Origin of the sequence: Bacillus sp. FSL K6-2865 (genome assembly GCF_040311405.1) — a bacterium.
GTDB lineage: Bacteria > Bacillota > Bacilli > Bacillales > Bacillaceae > Bacillus > Bacillus velezensis.
The window spans coordinates 2,837,616-2,858,529 of sequence record NZ_CP152036.1 but is presented as its reverse complement, the minus strand read 5'-3'; the positions used below and the strand labels follow the sequence as shown (position 1 = coordinate 2,858,529).

The 20,914-nt window shown below is 46.2% G+C and carries 16 protein-coding genes, 1 pseudogene and 1 other annotated feature; of the genes and pseudogenes, 15 read left to right on the top strand and 2 right to left on the bottom strand.

Annotated elements, in window-relative coordinates; genetic code table 11:
* Nucleotides 1–202 precede the first annotated feature (202 nt).
* Nucleotides 203–588: pseudogene (locus NYE42_RS14060) on the top strand (recombinase family protein); the annotation flags it as partial.
* Nucleotides 589–960: 372 nt separating this feature from the next.
* Here NYE42_RS14060 and NYE42_RS14055 read toward each other — a convergent pair.
* Nucleotides 961–2,111, bottom strand: a protein-coding gene (locus NYE42_RS14055; protein WP_352426536.1) for an IS3 family transposase whose coding sequence is annotated in 2 segments (ribosomal slippage) — nucleotides 961–1,838 and nucleotides 1,838–2,111 — 1,152 coding nt in all. Because the reading frame shifts where the segments join, the coding sequence is not laid out codon by codon here.
* Nucleotides 2,112–2,423: 312 nt separating this feature from the next.
* Here NYE42_RS14055 and NYE42_RS14050 point away from each other — a divergent pair.
* Nucleotides 2,424–2,609, top strand: a complete 186-nt coding sequence (locus NYE42_RS14050) for a hypothetical protein (protein WP_060674750.1) — start codon at nucleotides 2,424–2,426, stop codon at nucleotides 2,607–2,609.
* A gap of 39 nt (nucleotides 2,610–2,648) precedes the next feature.
* Here NYE42_RS14050 and NYE42_RS14045 read toward each other — a convergent pair whose 3' ends face one another.
* Nucleotides 2,649–2,999 carry a hypothetical protein gene (locus NYE42_RS14045; protein WP_015417942.1) on the bottom strand — a complete coding sequence of 117 codons (351 nt, stop codon included), beginning with the start codon at nucleotides 2,997–2,999 and terminating at the stop codon, nucleotides 2,649–2,651.
* A 422-nt stretch (nucleotides 3,000–3,421) separates the two neighbouring features.
* Nucleotides 3,422–3,673 (top strand) — a binding site (T-box leader).
* A gap of 119 nt (nucleotides 3,674–3,792) precedes the next feature.
* Between NYE42_RS14045 and ilvB the strand changes: the two genes are divergently transcribed.
* From ilvB to yihA, 13 genes are all read left to right on the top strand, one after another.
* Nucleotides 3,793–5,517, top strand: a complete 1,725-nt coding sequence (ilvB, locus tag NYE42_RS14040; protein ID WP_032866714.1) for an acetolactate synthase large subunit — start codon at nucleotides 3,793–3,795, stop codon at nucleotides 5,515–5,517.
* Nucleotides 5,514–6,032, top strand: a complete 519-nt coding sequence (gene ilvN, locus NYE42_RS14035; RefSeq protein WP_003152598.1) for an acetolactate synthase small subunit — start codon at nucleotides 5,514–5,516, stop codon at nucleotides 6,030–6,032. The genes ilvB and ilvN overlap by 4 nt, the downstream gene beginning before the upstream one ends.
* A 22-nt stretch (nucleotides 6,033–6,054) precedes the next feature.
* The gene (gene ilvC / locus NYE42_RS14030) at nucleotides 6,055–7,083 is read left to right on the top strand and encodes a ketol-acid reductoisomerase (RefSeq protein ID WP_003152600.1); all 1,029 of its coding nucleotides are present in this window, start codon (nucleotides 6,055–6,057) and stop codon (nucleotides 7,081–7,083) included.
* Nucleotides 7,070–8,626 (top strand): 2-isopropylmalate synthase, encoded by a 1,557-nt coding sequence (locus tag NYE42_RS14025; RefSeq protein WP_094032206.1) that lies wholly within the window; start codon nucleotides 7,070–7,072, stop codon nucleotides 8,624–8,626. The genes ilvC and NYE42_RS14025 overlap by 14 nt, the downstream gene beginning before the upstream one ends.
* 20 nt (nucleotides 8,627–8,646) lie before the next feature.
* Nucleotides 8,647–9,744: a 3-isopropylmalate dehydrogenase gene (gene leuB, locus NYE42_RS14020; RefSeq protein ID WP_094032207.1), complete on the top strand. Its 1,098-nt coding sequence runs from the start codon at nucleotides 8,647–8,649 to the stop codon at nucleotides 9,742–9,744.
* Between the two features lie 49 nt (nucleotides 9,745–9,793).
* Nucleotides 9,794–11,212 (top strand): 3-isopropylmalate dehydratase large subunit, encoded by a 1,419-nt coding sequence (leuC, locus tag NYE42_RS14015; RefSeq protein ID WP_352426535.1) that lies wholly within the window; start codon nucleotides 9,794–9,796, stop codon nucleotides 11,210–11,212.
* Nucleotides 11,213–11,227: 15 nt separating this feature from the next.
* Entirely contained in the window at nucleotides 11,228–11,827 is a 600-nt protein-coding gene (leuD, locus tag NYE42_RS14010) for a 3-isopropylmalate dehydratase small subunit (protein WP_007408146.1), read from the top strand.
* 116 nt (nucleotides 11,828–11,943) lie between these two features.
* Nucleotides 11,944–12,948, top strand: coding sequence for a DNA damage checkpoint antagonist DdcA (gene ddcA / locus NYE42_RS14005; RefSeq protein ID WP_060674748.1), 1,005 nt, complete (start codon nucleotides 11,944–11,946; stop codon nucleotides 12,946–12,948).
* A gap of 216 nt (nucleotides 12,949–13,164) precedes the next feature.
* Nucleotides 13,165–14,439: a trigger factor gene (tig, locus tag NYE42_RS14000; RefSeq protein ID WP_003152618.1), complete on the top strand. Its 1,275-nt coding sequence runs from the start codon at nucleotides 13,165–13,167 to the stop codon at nucleotides 14,437–14,439.
* 271 nt (nucleotides 14,440–14,710) lie between these two features.
* Nucleotides 14,711–15,973, top strand: coding sequence for an ATP-dependent protease ATP-binding subunit ClpX (gene clpX, locus NYE42_RS13995; RefSeq protein ID WP_007408149.1), 1,263 nt, complete (start codon nucleotides 14,711–14,713; stop codon nucleotides 15,971–15,973).
* A gap of 149 nt (nucleotides 15,974–16,122) precedes the next feature.
* The gene (lonB, locus tag NYE42_RS13990) at nucleotides 16,123–17,781 is read left to right on the top strand and encodes an ATP-dependent protease LonB (RefSeq protein WP_012118116.1); all 1,659 of its coding nucleotides are present in this window, start codon (nucleotides 16,123–16,125) and stop codon (nucleotides 17,779–17,781) included.
* A 199-nt stretch (nucleotides 17,782–17,980) separates the two neighbouring features.
* A complete protein-coding gene (lon, locus tag NYE42_RS13985; RefSeq protein ID WP_352426534.1) occupies nucleotides 17,981–20,305 on the top strand; it encodes an endopeptidase La in 2,325 nt (774 codons plus the stop codon).
* Entirely contained in the window at nucleotides 20,302–20,889 is a 588-nt protein-coding gene (gene yihA, locus NYE42_RS13980) for a ribosome biogenesis GTP-binding protein YihA/YsxC (protein ID WP_003152626.1), read from the top strand. The genes lon and yihA overlap by 4 nt, the downstream gene beginning before the upstream one ends.
* Nucleotides 20,890–20,914 lie beyond the last annotated feature (25 nt).

Sequence of the window (20,914 nt, the reverse complement as noted above, 5' to 3'; positions counted from 1 at the left end):
TGATACAGAACCACTCTCATTCACAAACTGGCAATCGGTAAATTTCAGACACGACCCACATTATCAATATGATTTAGCATGATAAAGTAATAAGAATTGCAGTGAAACCCTATTCAAGTTCGATAATGGTATCGATAGCAGAGGTGGAGACTTATAAGTGATATCAAAGAAAAGATACCGCTGCCTCAAGGTGGAATCAATTATGGACAACAAAGAATTTGGATACGTTAGAGTAAGCAGCAAAGACCAAAATGAAGCACGACAACTGAATAGTGTGTATGCTCCTGGAATTGATGAGCGTGATATTCATATCGATAAGCAAAGCGGGAAAGACTTCAATAGACCTTAATACCAAGCTTTGAAATTGTGTTTGCGTAAAGGAGATACGTTATACATACATCCATCCATCCATTAGATAGGCTAGGTCGTAACAAAGAGATGATTTTAAACGAGTGGAAAGATATCACACAGAACATCAAAGCACATATTGTTGTAGTTAATATGCCATTGTTGGATACACGGAAATACAATGACTCCATCGGTTCTTTCGTGGCTGACTTGGTGTTACAGGTATTATCGTGGGTTGCATCAGCATCGCAATAGGGACAGCATTCTTTGTTATCTCTCATGAAACCACTTCTTTAAATAAATATCTATACCTTTTAACATAGCAGATTTAAGTACAACTGTATTACCTCTTCAATAGGGTTTTTTTCTACTATATGAATGCTTGAACTGTACAGTATAAGCAAATATAATAGAAATTAAGTCAATCGGTCAAAGTTCGGAAAGTGACCGTTATACATGAACGTAACGATAGCGATATGTAAAGGGTGAAGGCCGGATAGAGCAACGGCCTTCTAAGCCGTCGGTCGGGAGTTCGAATCTCTCCTGGGACGTATAAAAACCTCAAGCCCTGAGGGACTGACCCCCGTTTTTGAGACAGGGATCAAAACACCTTTAAGCAGCCAGCTGTCGGTATGTGACCGGCGGCTGGTTGTTTAGTTTCGTTTGAATACGAATGTTGTTATAATAGTGTATATAGGTTTCGACAGTTTGTTCTACGATGGTCGTCGTAGTGCTTTCCAACCTGTCGAGGTAGAACGTTTCAGACTTTAGTGAGGAATGAAACGATTCGATGGAGGCATTATCAGCGGGCGTCCCTTTGCGGGACATGCTCATGGTAATGCCTTTTGTTTTAACAGCTTTCTGATACTCATAAGATGTATAAACAGAACCTTGGTCACTATGTAACACACAGTTCTCTGGCAGTGCGGGCAGCTGATCAAGTGTGTGTAAGACAAAGTCTGTGTCCTGTCTATCGCCAATCGTAAAAGCAATCACTTCTCCATTGTATAAATCCAATATACTGGAAAGATACAATTGTTTCTGCCCATAAGGCAAATATGTGATATCCGTTACTAGCTTTTCCAGAGGGCGATCAGACTGAAAGTTCCGATCTAATATATTCTCGGCCACGGCATATGGCTGCCCATTCTTCTTGCGCTTTTTCACCTTAACCCGGCATTGCCACTGATTTTTCTGCATAATGCGCTGAACCGTTTTATGATTAATACGCATTCCCTTTTTTAATATGGCTGTGATTTTCCGATAGCCATATCGATACTTGTGTTCTCGGCACAACGTGCCGATTTGTTTTTCTAAATGGTATTTAGGGTTATCTTTCATCAGATTCTTCTTCCAACGATAATAAGATGCTCGTGAGATACCTAAATGAATACAGATATCCTGTATGGTCATTGTGCCGCGCAATGCTTCTACAAGCTCGACTGGCGTTTCGCTATCAGCTTCCTTTCCAATTCGTTGTACTTTTTTAACACTTCATTCTGTTGTCTCAGATAACGATTTTCTGCCTGCAGTTTCTCTAATTCGGAAGAATACTCTGGACCTTTTCCATAAGAATATTGCTTTCCGACAGGTTGTTCGAATCGATGTGTGTCCCCAGCTTTATACCACCTGACCCATGTCTGCACCTGCGTCTTATTCTTTATATTCAATTCCTGCATGATCTCCTTCACAGGCACGCCCGCCAATCTCATTTCTACAGCCTTCTGTTTGACTTCAACCGGATAACTCACTCTTGTCCCCATAGAAAAAACACCTCCAAGTCTAATTTCGGATAACAATCATCCGTATTCAAACTTGAAGGTGTTTTTATTTGTCTCATATTATGGGGTCAGTCCCATGGGCTTGAGGTTTTTTTGTATTTTATTGTACGAAACAAAAGTTCCGTATTTGATGAAAATTGTAAAGTAATTTTAATATAAATGAAACTTAATGTAATATTTACCGTAATAAATATATGTATAAAGATACTTAAGGCGCCCTTGAGTGATAAATTATCTAATTTCTATCATACATTTTGTCAATGAATGATAGAAAGACAGCAGGAGGAATTAGCTTTGAAGTACGCATTTGCATATAAAAATCACAAAATAGAAACGATCTTTTGCGGAAAAGACGAGCTGTTTGAGGAACTGAAGCAATTTTTAATCACTCAATGCGGTTTAATCATTGTTGAGGTTTCAAGGGCTGATTACTATACGGAGCAGGAAATGAATCAATGGAATGACCGTTATACTTTGTGAATATGAAAAGAAACCGGCCGTGGGAGGCCGGTTTTAGTATCATCTGAATCCGCTCGGAGCGCTGAAGCCCCCGGCATGGCCGCTGAAACCGCCCCCGAGCGCGCCGGGATGCGCCCCGGCGCCGAGGCTTCCGCCGACGTCACTGAAGGATTGGCCGTAGTACCCGGTTGTATAAGGGTATGGGACGAATTGCTGCCCGGCGAATGACAGCGTGCTTTGCGGGGTCTGCTGTCCGTATCCGGATGACGGGAATCCCTGCTGAAAAGAAGGGCCGCCTTGATATGGTGCTGTATGCATCGGGGCCGGAGGATAATAAGACTGCGGCGGTAAGACCGGTAAAGGCGGAAATCCAGGAGGCAGGCCTTGCATGCCTGATAACATCTTATTCATGACATCACTCATTTCTTACGAGATAAGAACAGTGTATGCGTATGTCTGTATAAAGAGCCTGTTCAATCGAACGGAATATCTGACAAGCATGCCGGAAGGACAGAGAAAAATCGTGTAATAAAATGTGACATATTCGTATATGAACGGAAAAATTTCATGTAATCTTGAGAGATTAATAAAAAAATGATAAAAACTTTTAATATTTACAGATCCCTTTGTACCAGTAATGAAAGCGTATACAAAGTAGATTGATTAATCTAAATTGTCTAATAATTATAAAAATGCTGTTGACACTGCCTGCAAACGGGCGTAATATGAGTTCAAACAAAAATAAATAAATGATTCACACTAAAAAGAAAAATCATAAAACACTGAAAAAACAAACAAATGAAGGTTCTTTTTCAATAAAAGAGCTGCCATAATAAAAAGCGCAGAAGAGGATAAGTAGCTTTGCTGAAGTTTTTCACAGAGAGCCGGTAACGCTGAGAGCCGGTAAAACAAATCAAAGTGAACTCCCCTCAGAGTGCCGGTCTGAAATGTAAAGAGTAGGACTCGGCCGAGTGAACACAATGTTTACTCGTTATCAAAACGGATAATCATTATCCATGAGACGGTCTGCATATGACCGTAAACAAGGGTGGTACCGCGGAAAGCAAAGCCTTTTCGCCCCTTTTGGCTATCGCATGAAATGCTTGGCTGAATGTGGGTGGGAAGGCTTTTTTATTTGCGTCAGCCGGCGCTGCGTTTTATGAATTGGATTTTAGAAGGGAACATTGAAAAGGAGGAACTGAAAATGGGCACAAATGTACAGGCGGATTCTTTGTCTGCCGAATGTACAAAAACAATGAACGGGGCTCTGATGCTGATTGAATCATTAAAGAAAGAAAATGTCGAGATGATCTTCGGCTATCCGGGGGGAGCCGTCCTTCCGATTTACGATAAACTGTATCAATCAGGATTGGTTCACATCCTGCCCCGCCACGAGCAAGGCGCGATTCATGCGGCAGAAGGGTATGCGAGAGTCTCCGGAAAGCCGGGGGTTGTGATTGCTACCTCAGGACCCGGAGCGACAAATTTAGTTACCGGTCTTGCGGATGCGATGATAGATTCATTGCCGCTCGTAGTGTTTACCGGTCAGGTGGCCACTTCGGTCATCGGCAGCGACGCTTTCCAGGAAGCCGACATTTTAGGAATTACGATGCCGATTACGAAACACAGCTACCAAGTCCGCCGTCCGGAAGATCTCCCCCGTGTGATTAAAGAGGCGTTCCATATCGCCACGACGGGAAGACCGGGTCCGGTATTAATTGATATACCGAAGGATGTCGCAGCATTTGAAGGAGAGTTCAGATATGATCACGAGATCAGCCTTCCGGGTTATCAGCCTGTAAAAGAGCCTAACTATCTGCAGATCCGAAAGCTCGTGGAAGCTGTCAGCAGTGCGAAAAAGCCGGTTATTTTAGCCGGAGCGGGTGTTTTGCATGGTAAAGCTTCAGAAGATTTAAAAAATTATGCCGAACAGCAGCAAATTCCGGTAGCGCACACGCTCCTCGGTCTGGGCGGTTTCCCGGCAGACCATCCTCTTTTTCTGGGAATGGCTGGGATGCACGGCACATACACAGCGAATATGGCGCTTTACCACTGTGACTTGTTGATCAGCATCGGAGCGCGGTTCGATGATCGCGTGACCGGAAATCTGAAGCATTTTGCAAAATCGGCCAAAGTGGCGCATATCGATATTGATCCTGCTGAAATCGGAAAAATTATCGAAACGCAGATTCCGGTGGTCGGCGACAGTAAAATCGTCCTTCAGGAATTATTGAAGCAAAACGGAAAACAGGGACAGACAGAGGAATGGAAACAGCAGCTTTCAGAATGGAAAGAAGAATATCCGCTTTGGTATACAGACAACAGAGAAGAGGGCTTGAAACCCCAAAAGCTGATTGAGTATATTCACCAATTCACAAACGGTGAGGCGATTGTGGCGACGGATGTCGGCCAGCACCAGATGTGGGCGGCTCAGTTTTATCCTTTCCGAAAGGCTGATAAGTGGGTAACCTCGGGGGGGCTCGGCACAATGGGCTTCGGCCTTCCGGCGGCTATCGGAGCTCAGCTGGCCGATCGTAACGCCACGGTCGTTGCCATCCTCGGAGACGGCGGTTTTCAGATGACCCTTCAGGAATTAGATGTCATCCGGCAGCTGAATCTTCCTGTCAAAGTGGTTATCTTGAACAACGAATGTCTGGGCATGGTCAGACAGTGGCAGGAAATCTTCTATGAAGAGCGCTATTCTGAATCCAAATTCTCGGCGCAGCCTGACTTTGTCAAATTGTCAGAAGCCTACGGCATTAAAGGCGTCCGGATTTCATCGGAGGAAGAGGCGGAAGAAGAGCTTAAAAAGGCGCTTTCATCAAAAGAACCGGCCGTTATTGACGTCCGGGTCGCCAAAAGCGAGAAAGTATTCCCGATGATTGCGCCGGGTAAAGGACTTCATGAAATGGTGGGGGTGAAACCTTGAAACGCATAATCACATTAACGGTGGTCAACCGCTCGGGAGTATTAAACCGGATCACCGGCCTGTTTACAAAAAGACACTATAATATCGAAAGCATCACTGTAGGCCACACGGAAACAAGCGGTGTTTCAAGGATTACATTTGTCGTCCATGTGGAAGGCGAAAATGACGTAGAGCAGCTGACAAAGCAGCTTAACAAACAAATTGACGTCCTGAAAGTGACGGATATTACAAACCAATCGATTGTACAGCGTGAGCTGGCATTAATCAAAGTTGTTTCCGCACCGTCGGCCAGAACGGAAATCAATGGAATCATTGAGCCGTTCAGAGCTTCCGTCGTTGATGTCTCAAGAGACAGCATCGTCGTTCAGGTTACCGGCGAATCTAATAAAATCGAAGCGCTCATAGAGCTGCTCAAACCTTACGGCATTAAAGAAATCGCGAGAACGGGCACAACGGCTTTTGCGAGGGGAACCCAGCAGAAGGCGTCATCCAATAAAACAATTTCAATTGTATAACACAAAAAAGGGAGAGATTAAAATGGTAAAAGTATATTATAACGGTGATATCAAAGAGAACGTATTGGCAGGTAAAAAAGTAGCGATTATCGGTTACGGTTCACAAGGTCACGCACATGCGCTGAACTTAAAAGAAAGCGGAATTGATGTCATTGTCGGCGTCAGACAAGGAAAATCATTTACACAGGCTCAAGAAGACGGTCATAAAGTCTTTTCGGTAAGAGAAGCGGCTGCCCAGGCAGATATCATTATGGTTCTTCTTCCGGATGAACAGCAGCAAAAAGTATATGAAGCTGAAATCAAAGATGAATTGACGGCGGGCAAGTCATTGGTATTCGCACACGGATTTAACGTCCATTTCCATCAGATCGTGCCTCCTGCTGATGTGGATGTATTCCTTGTCGCCCCTAAAGGACCGGGACACCTTGTCAGAAGAACATATGAACAAGGCGCGGGCGTACCGGCATTGTTTGCCATCTACCAGGATGTATCAGGCGAAGCGAAAGATACGGCTCTTGCTTATGCAAAAGGAATCGGCGGAGCGCGTGCGGGCGTTCTTGAAACAACATTTAAGGAAGAAACGGAAACGGATTTGTTCGGTGAGCAGGCTGTTCTGTGCGGAGGTTTAACGGCACTTGTCAAAGCGGGTTTTGAAACGCTGACAGAAGCCGGATACCAGCCTGAACTCGCATACTTCGAGTGTCTGCACGAACTGAAGCTGATCGTAGACTTGATGTATGAAGAAGGCTTGGCGGGCATGAGATACTCTATCTCTGATACGGCTCAATGGGGAGATTTTGTCTCAGGGCCGCGCGTAGTCGATGCGAAGGTAAAAGAATCGATGAAACAAGTATTAACGGATATTCAAAACGGTACATTCGCGAAAGAATGGATCGTGGAAAACCAAGTGAACCGTCCTCGCTTCAATGCGATCAATGCAAGTGAAAACGAGCATCAGATTGAAAAGGTCGGCAGACAGCTTCGTGAAATGATGCCGTTTGTCAAACAAGGCAAAAAGAAGGAAGCGGTGGTCTCCGTTGCGCAAAATTAATGTTTTCGACACGACCCTTCGTGACGGTGAACAATCCCCCGGGGTCAACCTCAATTCCCGGGAGAAACTGGCGATAGCCAAGCAGCTTGAAAGACTCGGGGTGGACATTATTGAAGCGGGATTTCCCGCTTCATCCCGAGGTGATTTTTTAGCTGTGCAGGAAATCGCAAGAACGATTAAAAATTGTTCGGTAACAGGGCTTGCCCGATCTGTCAAAGGTGACATCGACGCAGCCTGGGAAGCGCTGAAAGACGGGGCCAGCCCGCGGATTCACATCTTTATCGCCACCTCTGACATTCATCTGAAGCATAAGCTGAAAATGACGCGGGAAGAGGTTAAGGAAAAAGCGGTTGAAATGGTGAAGTATGCAAAAGAACGCTTTCCGATCGTTCAATGGTCAGCAGAAGACGCATGCCGCACCGAACTTCCGTTTCTGGCTGAAATCGTTGAAGAAGTGATTGATGCCGGCGCGAGCGTCATCAACCTGCCGGACACTGTAGGTTACCTGACGCCGGCTGAATACGGAAACATCTTTAAATATATGAAGGAACACGTTCCGAATATCAACCGGGTAAAGCTCTCAGCCCATTGCCACGATGATCTCGGAATGGCGGTTGCCAACTCGCTTTCGGCAATTGAGAACGGCGCTGATCAAATTGAATGCGCCATTAACGGCATAGGAGAAAGAGCCGGGAACGCCGCGCTAGAGGAAATCGCCGTTGCGCTTCATGTCAGAAATGACGCGCATCAAGCCGATTCACCCCTCAATCTTCATGAATTGAAGCGGACGAGTGATCTTGTCAGCAAACTGACGGGCATGGCCGTTCCCCGCAATAAAGCAATCGTCGGAGATAACGCTTTCGCACATGAGTCCGGCATTCACCAAGACGGTTTCCTGAAAGAAAAATCAACATATGAAATCATTTCACCGGAACTTGTCGGCGTGACTGCTGATGCGCTCGTACTCGGAAAGCATTCCGGACGCCATGCGTTCAAAGACCGCCTGAATGCGCTTGGATTCCAGTTTGATAGTGAGGAAATCAATAAATTTTTTACGATGTTTAAAGAACTGACCGAAAAGAAAAAAGAAATCACCGATGATGACTTGATTTCTCTTATTTTAGAAGAAAAAGTGACAGACAAAAAAATCGGCTATGAATTTTTGTCTCTGCAAGTGCATTACGGGACGTCTCAGGTGCCGACTGCAACAGTCTCTTTAAAAAATCAGGAAAACGAACAGCTGATTCAAGAGGCGGCAACGGGGGCGGGCAGTGTAGAAGCCGTTTATAATACGCTCGGGCGCTGCATCGATAAAAATATTGAACTGACAGACTACCGCATCCAATCCAACCGGAAAGGCGAAGACGCGCTGGCTCAAGTTTTTGTCAGAGTGACCGTGAACGGAAAAGAAACATCAGGGCGGGGAATCGCGCAGGATGTTCTGGAAGCTTCTGCTAAAGCTTATCTGAACGCCGTGAACCGGCAGCTGGTGCTGGATTGCAATTTAGACGGATTAAAGAGACAGACTGCGGTCGGCTCGTAATAGAAAGGAGAACGTTTGATTTGAAAAAACGTATTGCTTTGCTGCCCGGTGACGGAATCGGACCGGAAGTGGCGGAATCAGCGGCAGATGTATTGAAAAGCGTTGCCGAACAATTCGGACATGAATTTGAATTTGAAAACGGGCTGATCGGGGGAGCGGCTATTGACGCCCATCAAAACCCCCTTCCTGAGGAGACGGTGGCTCTTTGTGAAAGATCCGACGCCATCCTGCTCGGGGCAGTCGGCGGGCCGAAATGGGACCAAAATCCTCCGGAGCTCAGACCGGAAAAAGGCCTGCTCGGCATCAGAAAAAAACTCGGCCTGTTTGCCAATCTGCGTCCCGTGACCGTATTTGAAAGCCTGTCTGAGGCGTCTCCGCTGAAAAAAGAATATATCAGCGGCGTCGACTTTGTAATCGTCAGGGAACTGACGGGCGGCCTCTACTTCGGAGAACCGAGCAGACAGTATGTCAATGAAACGGGAGAAAAGGAAGCGGTCGATACCCTTTTTTATAAGAAAGAAGAAATCGCACGCGTTGTCAGAGAAGCTTTTAAGATGGCTGCCGGCAGAAAAGGAAAAGTGACGTCCGTTGATAAGGCGAATGTGCTTTCATCAAGCAGGCTTTGGCGGGAAACAGCGGATGAAATCGCAAAAGAATTTCCTGATGTGACGCTTGAACATATGCTTGTCGATAATGCCGCGATGCAGCTCATCTACGCTCCGAGCCAGTTTGACGTCGTCGTAACTGAGAATATGTTCGGCGATATTTTAAGCGATGAAGCCTCCATGCTGACAGGCTCGCTCGGCATGCTGCCGTCAGCCAGCTTATCAAGTTCAGGTCTTCACTTGTTTGAACCCGTGCATGGATCTGCGCCTGACATCGCCGGTAAAGGGATGGCCAATCCGTTTGCGGCGATTTTATCAGCGGCGATGCTTTTGAGAACATCTTTCGGGCTTGAAAACGAAGCGCAGGCGGTGGAAAAAGCGGTCGCAAAGGTGCTTGCAGACGGCAGCCGTACACGTGATATCGCCCGGGACGGCCAATATGCCGGAACGCATGACATTACTGAAAAAGTAAAAGCCGCATTAGCCGGCTCGAATACAAAATCTATAGTGTGACGCTTTAAAGAAAGCGGTCTTAGTTCATAGGTAGAGGGAGGAAACAAAGATGATGCCTCGAACAATCATCGAAAAGATTTGGGATCGGCATGTTGTAAAAAGCGGTGAAGGAAAACCCGACCTTCTCTATATTGATCTGCACCTCATTCATGAGGTGACGTCTCCTCAGGCGTTCGAAGGGTTAAGGCAGAAGGGAAGAAAGGTCAGACGGCCGCAGAATACATTCGCAACGATGGACCACAATATTCCGACCGTCAACCGTTTTGACATTAAAGATGAAGTCGCAAAGCGCCAAGTAACCGCGCTTGAACGGAATTGCGAGGAGTTTGGCGTCCGTCTTGCGGATCTTCACAGCGCAGACCAGGGAATCGTTCACGTAGTCGGACCTGAGCTTGGTCTGACACTACCGGGGAAAACGATCGTTTGCGGAGACAGCCATACATCGACTCACGGCGCATTCGGGGCGCTTGCCTTCGGTATAGGCACAAGTGAGGTGGAACATGTTCTTTCCACTCAGACATTGTGGCAGCAGCGGCCGAAAACGCTTGAAATCCGCGTTGACGGAACGCTCCAAAAAGGAGTGACCGCGAAGGATGTCATCTTGTCGGTCATCGGAAAATACGGGGTGAAATTCGGTACCGGATATGTCATTGAATACACCGGGGAAGTATTCAGAAACATGTCTATGGACGAACGCATGACGGTCTGCAATATGTCAATAGAAGCGGGAGCACGGGCGGGACTGATCGCTCCGGATGACACGACGATTGAATATTGTAAAAACCGTAAATACGCGCCAAAAGGCGAGGAATTTGAAAAAGCCGCCGCAGAATGGAAAGCGTTAAAAACCGATCCGGGCGCCGTATACGATCATTCCATCGTGTTAGACGGCAGCGAGATTTCTCCAATGGTAACATGGGGCGTCAATCCCGGCATGGTTCTTCCGGTCGATGCCCAAATACCGGAGCCGGAAACGATTGATTCTGAAGACGGTAAAAAAGAAGCCATCCGCGCGTACGAATACATGGGAATCTCACCGAATCAAAAAATTGAAGATATTAAAGTCGAGCATGTGTTTATTGGCTCCTGTACAAATTCGCGGATGACCGATCTTCGCCAGGCTGCGGATATGATCAAAGGCCGAAAAGTCGCCGACAGCGTCAGAGCGATTGTGGTGCCGGGTTCTCAAAGCGTGAAACAGCAGGCCGAAGAAGAAGGGCTGCACCGCGTGTTTCTCGAGGCCGGCTTTGAATGGAGAGAATCAGGCTGCAGCATGTGCCTCAGTATGAACAATGATGTCGTGCCTGAAGGGGAACGATGCGCTTCCACTTCCAACCGCAACTTCGAAGGCAGACAGGGAAAAGGCGCGAGAACACACCTTGTCAGTCCGGCGATGGCGGCAATGGCGGCCATTCACGGGCATTTCGTCGATGTAAGAAAGTTTTATCAAGAAAAAACAGTTGTGTAAGGAGTGCGCGAAAAGATGGAACCTTTAAAAACGCATACGGGAAAAGCGGCCGTCTTAAACCGGATCAACGTCGATACGGACCAGATTATTCCGAAACAGTTTTTGAAAAGAATTGAAAGAACAGGATACGGCAGATTCGCGTTTTTTGATTGGAGATACCTTGAGAACGGTGAGCCTGATCCTGAATTTGAATTAAATCGCAAAGTCTATGAAGGCGCGTCCATATTAATTGCCGGAGAGAATTTCGGCTGCGGATCATCCCGTGAGCACGCTCCTTGGGCGCTGGATGATTACGGCTTCAAAATCATCATTGCTCCGTCATTTGCCGATATTTTTCATCAAAACTGTTTTAAAAACGGTATGCTTCCCATCCGTATGCCGTATGATCAGTGGAAAAAACTCGCCGGTCAATATGAAAATCAGTCTCTTAACATGACGGTTGACTTGGAAAACCAGCTCATTCACGACAGTGAAGGAAAAGAGATTTCATTTGAAGTCGATCCTCACTGGAAGGAAATGCTGATAAACGGCTATGATGAAATTTCATTAACGCTTCTGCTGGAGGACGACATTCAGCAGTTTGAATCGAAAAGAAGTTCTTGGCTTCAAGCCTGAAAAAAGCCGACCGGATCTGTCCGGCGGCTTTTTTTACCGTGCGCACCATCCTTTCTTGTGTTTCCTGACGCGTGTTGATACACTTGAAAAAAATAGCGCCTGAAAGGAAATAAAGTATGACGCATGACAAGAAAAAAGCTGATATCATTCCTTTCCCCCGTCTGAAAGAACGCTTGGTTGATAAAGGGATGGCCGCCATGAAGGATAAACAGTATCAGGAGGCCCTCGAACTGTTCTCAGAGGCGGTAAGCCACGGCGATACCGAGTCCGACGTACATTTAGGCATGGCGATTTGTTTTCTGGAACTCGGGGAATTGGAAGAAGCAAAACAAGTTTGCGAGAAAATGCTGAATGAAGGGTACGGCCATTATTTCACCGTACTGCAAGTGTACATGACCATTTTAATTCAGCTGAAACAATATGAAGAAGTCAAAAGCACAATTGAAGCTGTGCTGGAAGAAAACCAGCTGCCCGCAGAAAGTGCGGAGCAATTCTACCGGCTGCTCGAATTCAGCCGCAAAATGACCGATCCCGACCAGCAGGATGAAGCGTGGGAGGAGGAATACGAGGACATTCTTGATGCGGAAAAAGTGCTGAACAGCCCCGCTGAACAAATGAATCTGATTCATTCTCTCAAAGACCGCAATATTGCAAAATACACGGGTCTCTTAAAAACGATTCTTCAAGATCCGGGCGCTCATCCTCTTATCAAGACGATGATTTTGACGCTGATGGCGGACCATGACTACAGCAAGCCGGTCCATATTACAAAATTCGGCGATTCAATGACCGCGGTTCCGAGTGAAACGGTTCAGCCTGATGCGGCTCCGATTTTGCATCGCGTTCTCCGGGTGCTTGATGAAACGCTCGGCAATGAAAACCCTACATTATACGCTGCCGTCGAAGAGCTGTGGAGAAGGCATCTGTACGTTCTGCACCCTTTTATGCCGAAGTTTTTGAACGCAGATTTATGGGCGGCGGCGCTTCATAAGGTCGGTTACGAGATGCACGGCATTGACATTGAGCAGGAGGAACTTCATATGATGTACGAGTTTGACAGCCGCGAACTCGAAGAAGCCTGCACGATGATTAAGGATATTGAAGAAATTTCTTATTTGTAAATCACACCATATAGTTGAAAGCGGTAGGCGTTATGTTATAATATAGTGGTTGTATTTATGTATAGCGGTTTAACTGAAATGAGAATTACGGTTGGACAGGCTGCCAGTTCATTACATAATGATTCTGATTCAAAGCGGTTTTTTCTTTGACAAAGCCGCGGATTGCTTTAGAATGGAAGACCGACACAACCTGAATAGATTTTTGGAGGGAAACACATGTCTGTAAAATGGGAAAAACAAGAAGGCAACGAAGGCGTATTAACGGTTGAAGTTGATGCGGATACGTTCAAAACAGCTCTTGATGATGCATTTAAAAAAGTAGTAAAACAGGTTTCTATTCCTGGATTCCGCAAAGGGAAAGTTCCCCGTGGTTTATTCGAACAGCGTTTCGGCGTTGAAGCTCTTTACCAGGATGCTTTAGATATTTTACTTCCTGTAGAATACCCTAAAGCGGTTGAAGAAGCCGGCATTGAGCCTGTAGACCGCCCTGAAATCGATGTTGAAAAAATCGAAAAAGGCGAAAGCTTGATTTTCACTGCAAAAGTGACTGTAAAACCGGAAGTGAAACTTGGCGATTACAAAGGCTTAGGAATCGAAAAAGATGACACTGCCGTTACTGACGAAGATGTACAAAACGAACTTAAAGCTCTTCAAGAGCGTCAGGCTGAGCTTGTCGTGAAAGAAGAAGGCGCTGTTGAAAACGGCGATACAGTCGTTCTTGACTTCGAAGGTTTCGTTGACGGCGAAGCGTTTGAAGGCGGAAAAGCTGAGAACTACTCACTTGAAGTAGGATCAGGTTCATTCATCCCGGGCTTCGAAGAGCAGTTAACAGGCCTTGAAGCAGGCGCTGAAAAGGATGTTGAAGTAACATTCCCTGAAGAGTACCACGCTGAAGAGCTTGCCGGAAAACCAGCTGTTTTCAAAGTGAAAATTCATGAAATCAAAGCGAAAGAGCTTCCTGAGCTTAACGACGAATTCGCAAAAGACATTGACGAAGAAGTTGAAACGCTTGCTGAATTAACTGAGAAAACAAAAAAACGCCTTGAAGAAGCAAAAGAAAACGAAGCTGACGCTAAATTGCGTGAAGAGCTTGTTCTGAAAGCATCTGAAAACGCTGAAGCTGATGTTCCTCAAGCGATGATCGACACTGAGCTTGACCGCATGCTGAAAGAATTCGAACAGCGTCTGCAAATGCAAGGCATGAACCTTGAGCTTTACACTCAATTCTCAGGCCAAGACGAAAACGCGTTAAAAGAGCAAATGAAAGAAGATGCCGCAAAACGCGTAAAATCAAACCTGACTCTTGAAGCGATCGCTCAAGCAGAAAACCTTGAAGTAACGGACGAAGAAGTTGAAGCTGAGCTGACTAAAATGGCTGAAGCTTACAACATGCCGGTTGAAAACATTAAGCAGGCAATCGGTTCAACTGACGCGATGAAAGAAGATTTAAAAGTTCGAAAAGCAATTGATTTTCTTGTAGAAAACCGTTAATATGGTTCATAATAATAGACATAATAAAACAGGGCGCGATTAATTCGTGCCTTGTTTTGTACAATTATGATATAACTCTTTTTCTTGGGGCAAGATAGTCATTGCCGGGCTGTTTTTCGTCATACATATAGAATGTGCAAGTGCGAAACACATTGTTACCGTCTTACTGGAAAGTATGGTAAAATGCAATACATACTCGATCGTAGCAAGAACCGTTTTCTTTTGCCCTTCAGGTAAAAGAAAAAGTGAGACAAGATTAAGGGGTGAAAGAATGTTTAAATTCAACGAGGAAAAAGGACAATTGAAATGCTCGTTCTGCGGAAAAACGCAAGATCAGGTTCGTAAGCTGGTTGCAGGACCGGGCGTATATATATGCGATGAATGTATTGAGCTCTGTACAGAAATCGTAGAGGAAGAGCTTGGTACGGAAGAAGAAGTCGAATTTAAAGACGTTCCGAAGCCGCAGGAAATCCGTGAGATTCTGAATGAATATGTCATCGGACAGGATCAGGCGAAGAAATCACTTGCGGTTGCGGTATACAACCATTACAAACGCATCAACTCCAACAGTAAAGTGGATGATGTCGAGCTTTCTAAAAGTAATATTTCTTTAATCGGACCGACTGGAAGCGGGAAAACACTTCTTGCCCAGACGCTTGCGCGTATTCTGAACGTGCCGTTTGCGATCGCGGACGCTACATCTCTGACTGAAGCCGGATATGTCGGTGAGGACGTAGAAAACATCCTCCTCAAGCTGATTCAGGCAGCAGACTATGATGTGGAAAAAGCAGAAAAAGGTATTATTTATATCGATGAAATCGATAAAGTAGCGCGAAAATCTGAAAACCCGTCCATTACACGTGACGTATCAGGCGAAGGCGTTCAGCAGGCGCTGCTGAAAATTCTTGAAGGAACGGTTGCAAGCGTGCCGCCTCAAGGAGGACGCAAACATCCTCATCAGGAATTCATCCAGATCGATACGACGAACATCCTGTTCATTTGCGGCGGTGCATTTGACGGCATCGAACAAATCATCAAACGCCGTCTCGGACAAAAAGTCATCGGCTTCGGCTCTGATAATAAAGCGGCAGACCTGGAAAAAGAAGAACTGCTTTCTAAAGTTCTTCCGGAAGACTTGCTCCGTTTCGGTCTGATTCCTGAATTCATCGGCCGTCTTCCTGTCATTGCAAGCCTTGAGCAGCTTGACGAAACGGCACTGGTTGAAATTCTGACTAAACCGAAAAACGCACTCGTCAAACAATACAAGAAAATGTTAGAACTTGATGATGTCGAGCTTGAATTTGAAGACGAGGCATTATCTGAAATTGCGAAAAAAGCGATCGAGCGTAAAACAGGCGCACGCGGCCTGCGTTCTATCATTGAAGGCATCATGCTTGACGTCATGTTTGATCTGCCGTCCCGCGATGATATTGAAAAATGTGTCATTACCGGAGCGACAGTCGCAGACGGTGAAGCACCGCGTCTTGTATTAAAAGACGGCACAGTTGTCGGCCAAGATAAAACATCAGCATAACATGACAAAACCTCCTGACCCGAATTGATCAGGAGGTTTTTTTCTTGTCCTGACCCTTCTGAAAATGTTTATTCCGGGCTTTGCTGGGAGATACTAGCGGACAGAGGAATGAATTGGATACATAAATCGTTTTTTCAGGAGGGACCAGCATGAGTTGGACAGGGATCGCATTATTTGTACAGCTGTTTTTCGGGATAGTCATCGGATTATATTTTTGGAATCTGCTCAAAAACCAGCGTACACAAAAAGTGACGATAGATAAAGAATCAAAAAAAGAAATGGAACAGCTGCGCAAAATGCGCGCCATCAGTTTATCAGAACCTTTATCAGAAAAGGTGCGGCCGAAAAGCTTTCAGGACATTGTCGGCCAGGAAGACGGAATTAAAGCGTTAAAAGCAGCGCTTTGCGGACCGAACCCGCAGCACGTCATTATTTACGGTCCTCCGGGAGTCGGAAAAACGGCTGCGGCGCGGCTGGTATTGGAAGAAGCGAAAAAACATAAACAGTCACCGTTTCAAAAGCAGGCTGTTTTTGTTGAACTTGATGCGACGACCGCGCGGTTTGATGAACGGGGGATTGCCGATCCGCTTATCGGTTCAGTGCATGATCCGATTTATCAGGGAGCGGGAGCGATGGGCCAGGCAGGCATTCCGCAGCCGAAACAGGGGGCTGTGACCCATGCTCACGGCGGGGTATTGTTTATTGATGAAATCGGCGAGCTTCATCCGATTCAGATGAATAAAATGCTGAAGGTGCTTGAAGATCGAAAAGTATTTTTAGACAGTGCGTATTACAGTGAAGAAAATACGCAAATACCGAATCACATTCATGATATTTTTCAAAATGGGCTTCCGGCAGATTTCCGTTTGATCGGAGCGACAACGAGAATGCCGAATGAAATTCCGCCGGCCATCCGTTCGCGCTGTCTTGAAGTATTTTTCCGCGAGCTGGAAAAGGATGAACTTAAAATCGTTGCGAAAAAAGCAGCCGACAAAATTCAGAAAGAGATTTCTGACGAAGCTCTCAGTGTGCTGACCACATATACGAGAAACGGACGTGAAGCCGTCAATATGATCCAGATCGCCGCCGGCATGGCGGTGACTGAGGACAGAAAAGAAATTACGACAGAAGATATAGAATGGGTTGTTCATTCCAGTCAGCTTACACCTAAAAATGAGCAGAAAATCGCCGATGAACCGCAAGTCGGCATCGTGAACGGACTTGCCGTCTACGGGCCGAACAGCGGCGCATTGCTGGAAATCGAAGTGAATGTCACACCTGCGCAGGACAAAGGAAGCCTGAATATCACGGGAATTGCAGAGGAAGAAAGCATCGGCAGCCAATCGAAGTCGATCCGCCGCAAAAGCATGGCGAAGGGATCTGTGGAAAATGTTCTGACGGTTCTGCGCACAATGGGCATCAAACCTTCAGACTATGACATTCACGTCAATTTTCCGGGCGGAGGCCCGATTGACGGACCTTCAGCAGGTATCGCGATGGCCGCGGGGATTTTTTCCGCGATTCACCGCATCCCGATCGACCATACGGTGGCGATGACGGGAGAAATCAGCCTGACGGGGCTTGTCAAACCGATCGGCGGCGTCATTCCGAAAATTAAAGCCGCAAAACAGGCCGGAGCAAAAACGGTCATTATCCCATATGAAAATCAGCAGTCCATTCTGAAACGAATAGACGGAATCACCATTAAAGCGGTAAAAACGTTCCAGGAAGTGCTTGACGTCATATTGGTTGACCCTCCTTCAGAACAAAAACCGTTTGATATCCAAATGAATAAAGAATCCGTATAAACCCCATTTTTATAATGGGGTTTTTTTATGGAGGACATCTTTTCCTTTTTCAGAACAGAAAGAAAGGGTATACTACGAAGAGACTGTTTTATATACAGGGCAGGCGGATAAGCCGATTAAAGCCCGATCCCGGAATTGTACAACGATGAAAAAGTTGTATTATAATGGTTCATACTAAAGTCACGGAGGTGTCAGTCACATGGCAGAAGATACAAAACGCAGCATCCCGCTCCTCCCTTTAAGAGGCTTATTGGTATACCCGACAATGGTTTTACATTTAGATGTAGGCCGTGACAAGTCGGTTCAGGCTCTTGAACAGGCAATGATGCATGATCATATGATTTTTTTAGCCACTCAGCAGGATATTTCGATAGACGAACCGGGTGAAGAGGATATTTTCGCCGTCGGCACTTATACAAAAATTAAACAGATGCTGAAGCTGCCCAACGGTACGATCAGAGTGCTTGTAGAAGGAATTCAGCGGGCGCAGATCCTTGAATACACCGAGCTCGAAGATTATACTTCGGTCGATATACAGCTGATGCATGAAGATGATTCAAAAGACGTGGAAGACGAAGCGCTTATGCGGACGCTGCTGGACCATTTTGACCAGTACATAAAAATTTCTAAAAAAATCTCCGCAGAAACGTATGCGGCTGTGACTGATATTGAAGAACCCGGCAGAATGGCGGATATCGTTGCTTCTCATCTCCCGCTGAAATTAAAGGACAAGCAGGACATTTTAGAAACGGCGGATATTAAAGAACGTCTGAATAAGGTCATCCGTTTCATTCATAATGAAAAAGAAGTGCTGGAGATTGAGAAAAAAATCGGTCAGCGCGTCAAACGTTCGATGGAACGCACTCAAAAGGAATACTACTTGCGTGAACAGATGAAAGCCATTCAGAAGGAGCTTGGCGACAAAGAAGGAAAAACCGGCGAAGTTCAGTCGCTCACGGAAAAGATAGAAGAAGCAGGCATGCCTGAGCGTGTCAAAGAAACGGCGCTTAAGGAATTAAGCCGTTACGAAAAAGTGCCGTCAAGCTCAGCGGAAAGCTCTGTTATCCGCAACTATATTGACTGGCTCATCGCCCTTCCGTGGTCGGATGAAACAGAAGATAAACTTGATATTAAAAAAGCCGGGGAAATCTTAGATAAAGAGCACCACGGCTTAGACAAAGTGAAAGAGCGGATTTTGGAGTATTTGGCCGTGAAACAGCTGACGAAAACGCTGAAAGGGCCGATTCTTTGTCTGGCCGGACCTCCGGGAGTCGGTAAAACATCTCTTGCAAAATCAATCAGTACGAGCATGGGACGCCGTTTTGTGAGAATTTCACTGGGCGGAGTGCGCGATGAATCTGAAATCCGCGGGCACCGGCGTACATACGTCGGTGCGATGCCGGGCCGGATTATACAGGGAATGAAAAAAGCCGGCAAACAAAATCCGGTCTTTCTCCTGGATGAGATCGATAAAATGTCGTCCGATTTCAGAGGCGATCCGTCTTCGGCGATGCTTGAGGTGCTGGATCCGGAACAAAACAGCACATTCAGCGACCACTATATTGAAGAGACGTTCGATTTATCGAAAGTGCTGTTTATCGCGACTGCGAATAACCTTGCTTCCATCCCGGGCCCTCTCAGAGACAGAATGGAGATTATCAGCCTGTCAGGCTACACTGAAAACGAAAAGGTGGAGATCGTGAAAGACCACCTGCTTCCGAAACAAATTAAAGAGCACGGGCTCACAAAGAGCAACCTGCAGATTCGGGATCAGGCGATTACGGACATCATCCGCTACTACACGAGGGAAGCCGGCGTGAGAACGCTTGAACGCCAGATTGCCGCCATTTGCCGAAAGGCTGCAAAAGCCATTGTGTCTGAGGAGAGAAAACGCATTACCGTTACAGAGAAAAATCTGGCCGACTATCTCGGAAAACGGATATTCAGATACGGACAGGCGGAAACCGAAGATCAAATCGGGGTTGTCACGGGGCTCGCGTATACGACGGTCGGCGGAGATACGCTGTCAATCGAAGTGTCATTGTCACCGGGAAAAGGAAAGCTGATTCTGACCGGGAAGCTTGGAGATGTCATGCGGGAATCAGCGCAGGCCGCTTTCAGTTATGTCCGCTCGAAAGCGGAACAGTTCGGAATCGACCCGAAATTCCATGAGAAGTATGACATTCATATCCATGTCCCTGAAGGAGCGGTGCCGAAAGACGGCCCTTCTGCCGGAATTACGATGGCCACGGCGCTCGTTTCAGCATTAACCGACCGTGCGGTAAAACGCGAAGTCGGTATGACGGGAGAAATCACGCTGCGGGGCCGCGTGCTTCCGATCGGCGGACTGAAAGAAAAGGCGCTCGGCGCGCACAGAGCGGGCCTGACCACTATTATTGCGCCTAAAGATAACGAAAAAGATATAGAGGATATTCCAGAAAGCGTCAGAGAAGGACTGAAGTTTATATTCGTTTCTCACCTGGATGACGTTTTGGAACATGCCTTAGTAGGAGAGAAGAAATGAAAGTCACAAAGTCAGAAATCGTGATCAGCGCGGTCAAACCCGAACAGTACCCTGATGGGGGGCTTCCGGAAATCGCGCTGGCGGGAAGATCAAATGTAGGAAAATCATCTTTTATCAATTCATTAATCAATCGGAAAAACTTGGCCAGAACGTCATCAAAACCGGGGAAAACACAGACCCTAAACTTTTACATCATCAATGATGAATTGCATTTTGTCGACGTTCCCGGGTACGGATTTGCGAAAGTTTCCAAAAGCGAGCGGGAAGCATGGGGGAGAATGATTGAAACCTATATGACGACCCGCGAAGAGCTGAAAGCCTGCGTGCAGATTGTCGACCTCAGGCACGCGCCGTCTGCTGAAGACGTGAACATGTACGAATTCCTGAAGTATTACGGCATTCCCGTCATCGTTATCGCGACAAAAGCGGATAAGATTCCAAAAGGAAAATGGGACAAGCACTTAAAGGTTGTCAAACAGACGCTTGATATGGATCCTGAAGATGAGCTGATTTTATTTTCCTCTGAAACGAAAAAAGGCAAAGATGAAGCATGGGGAGCCATTAAAAAAATGATCAGCCGGTAATGAAAAACCCAAAACGCAGTGCGTT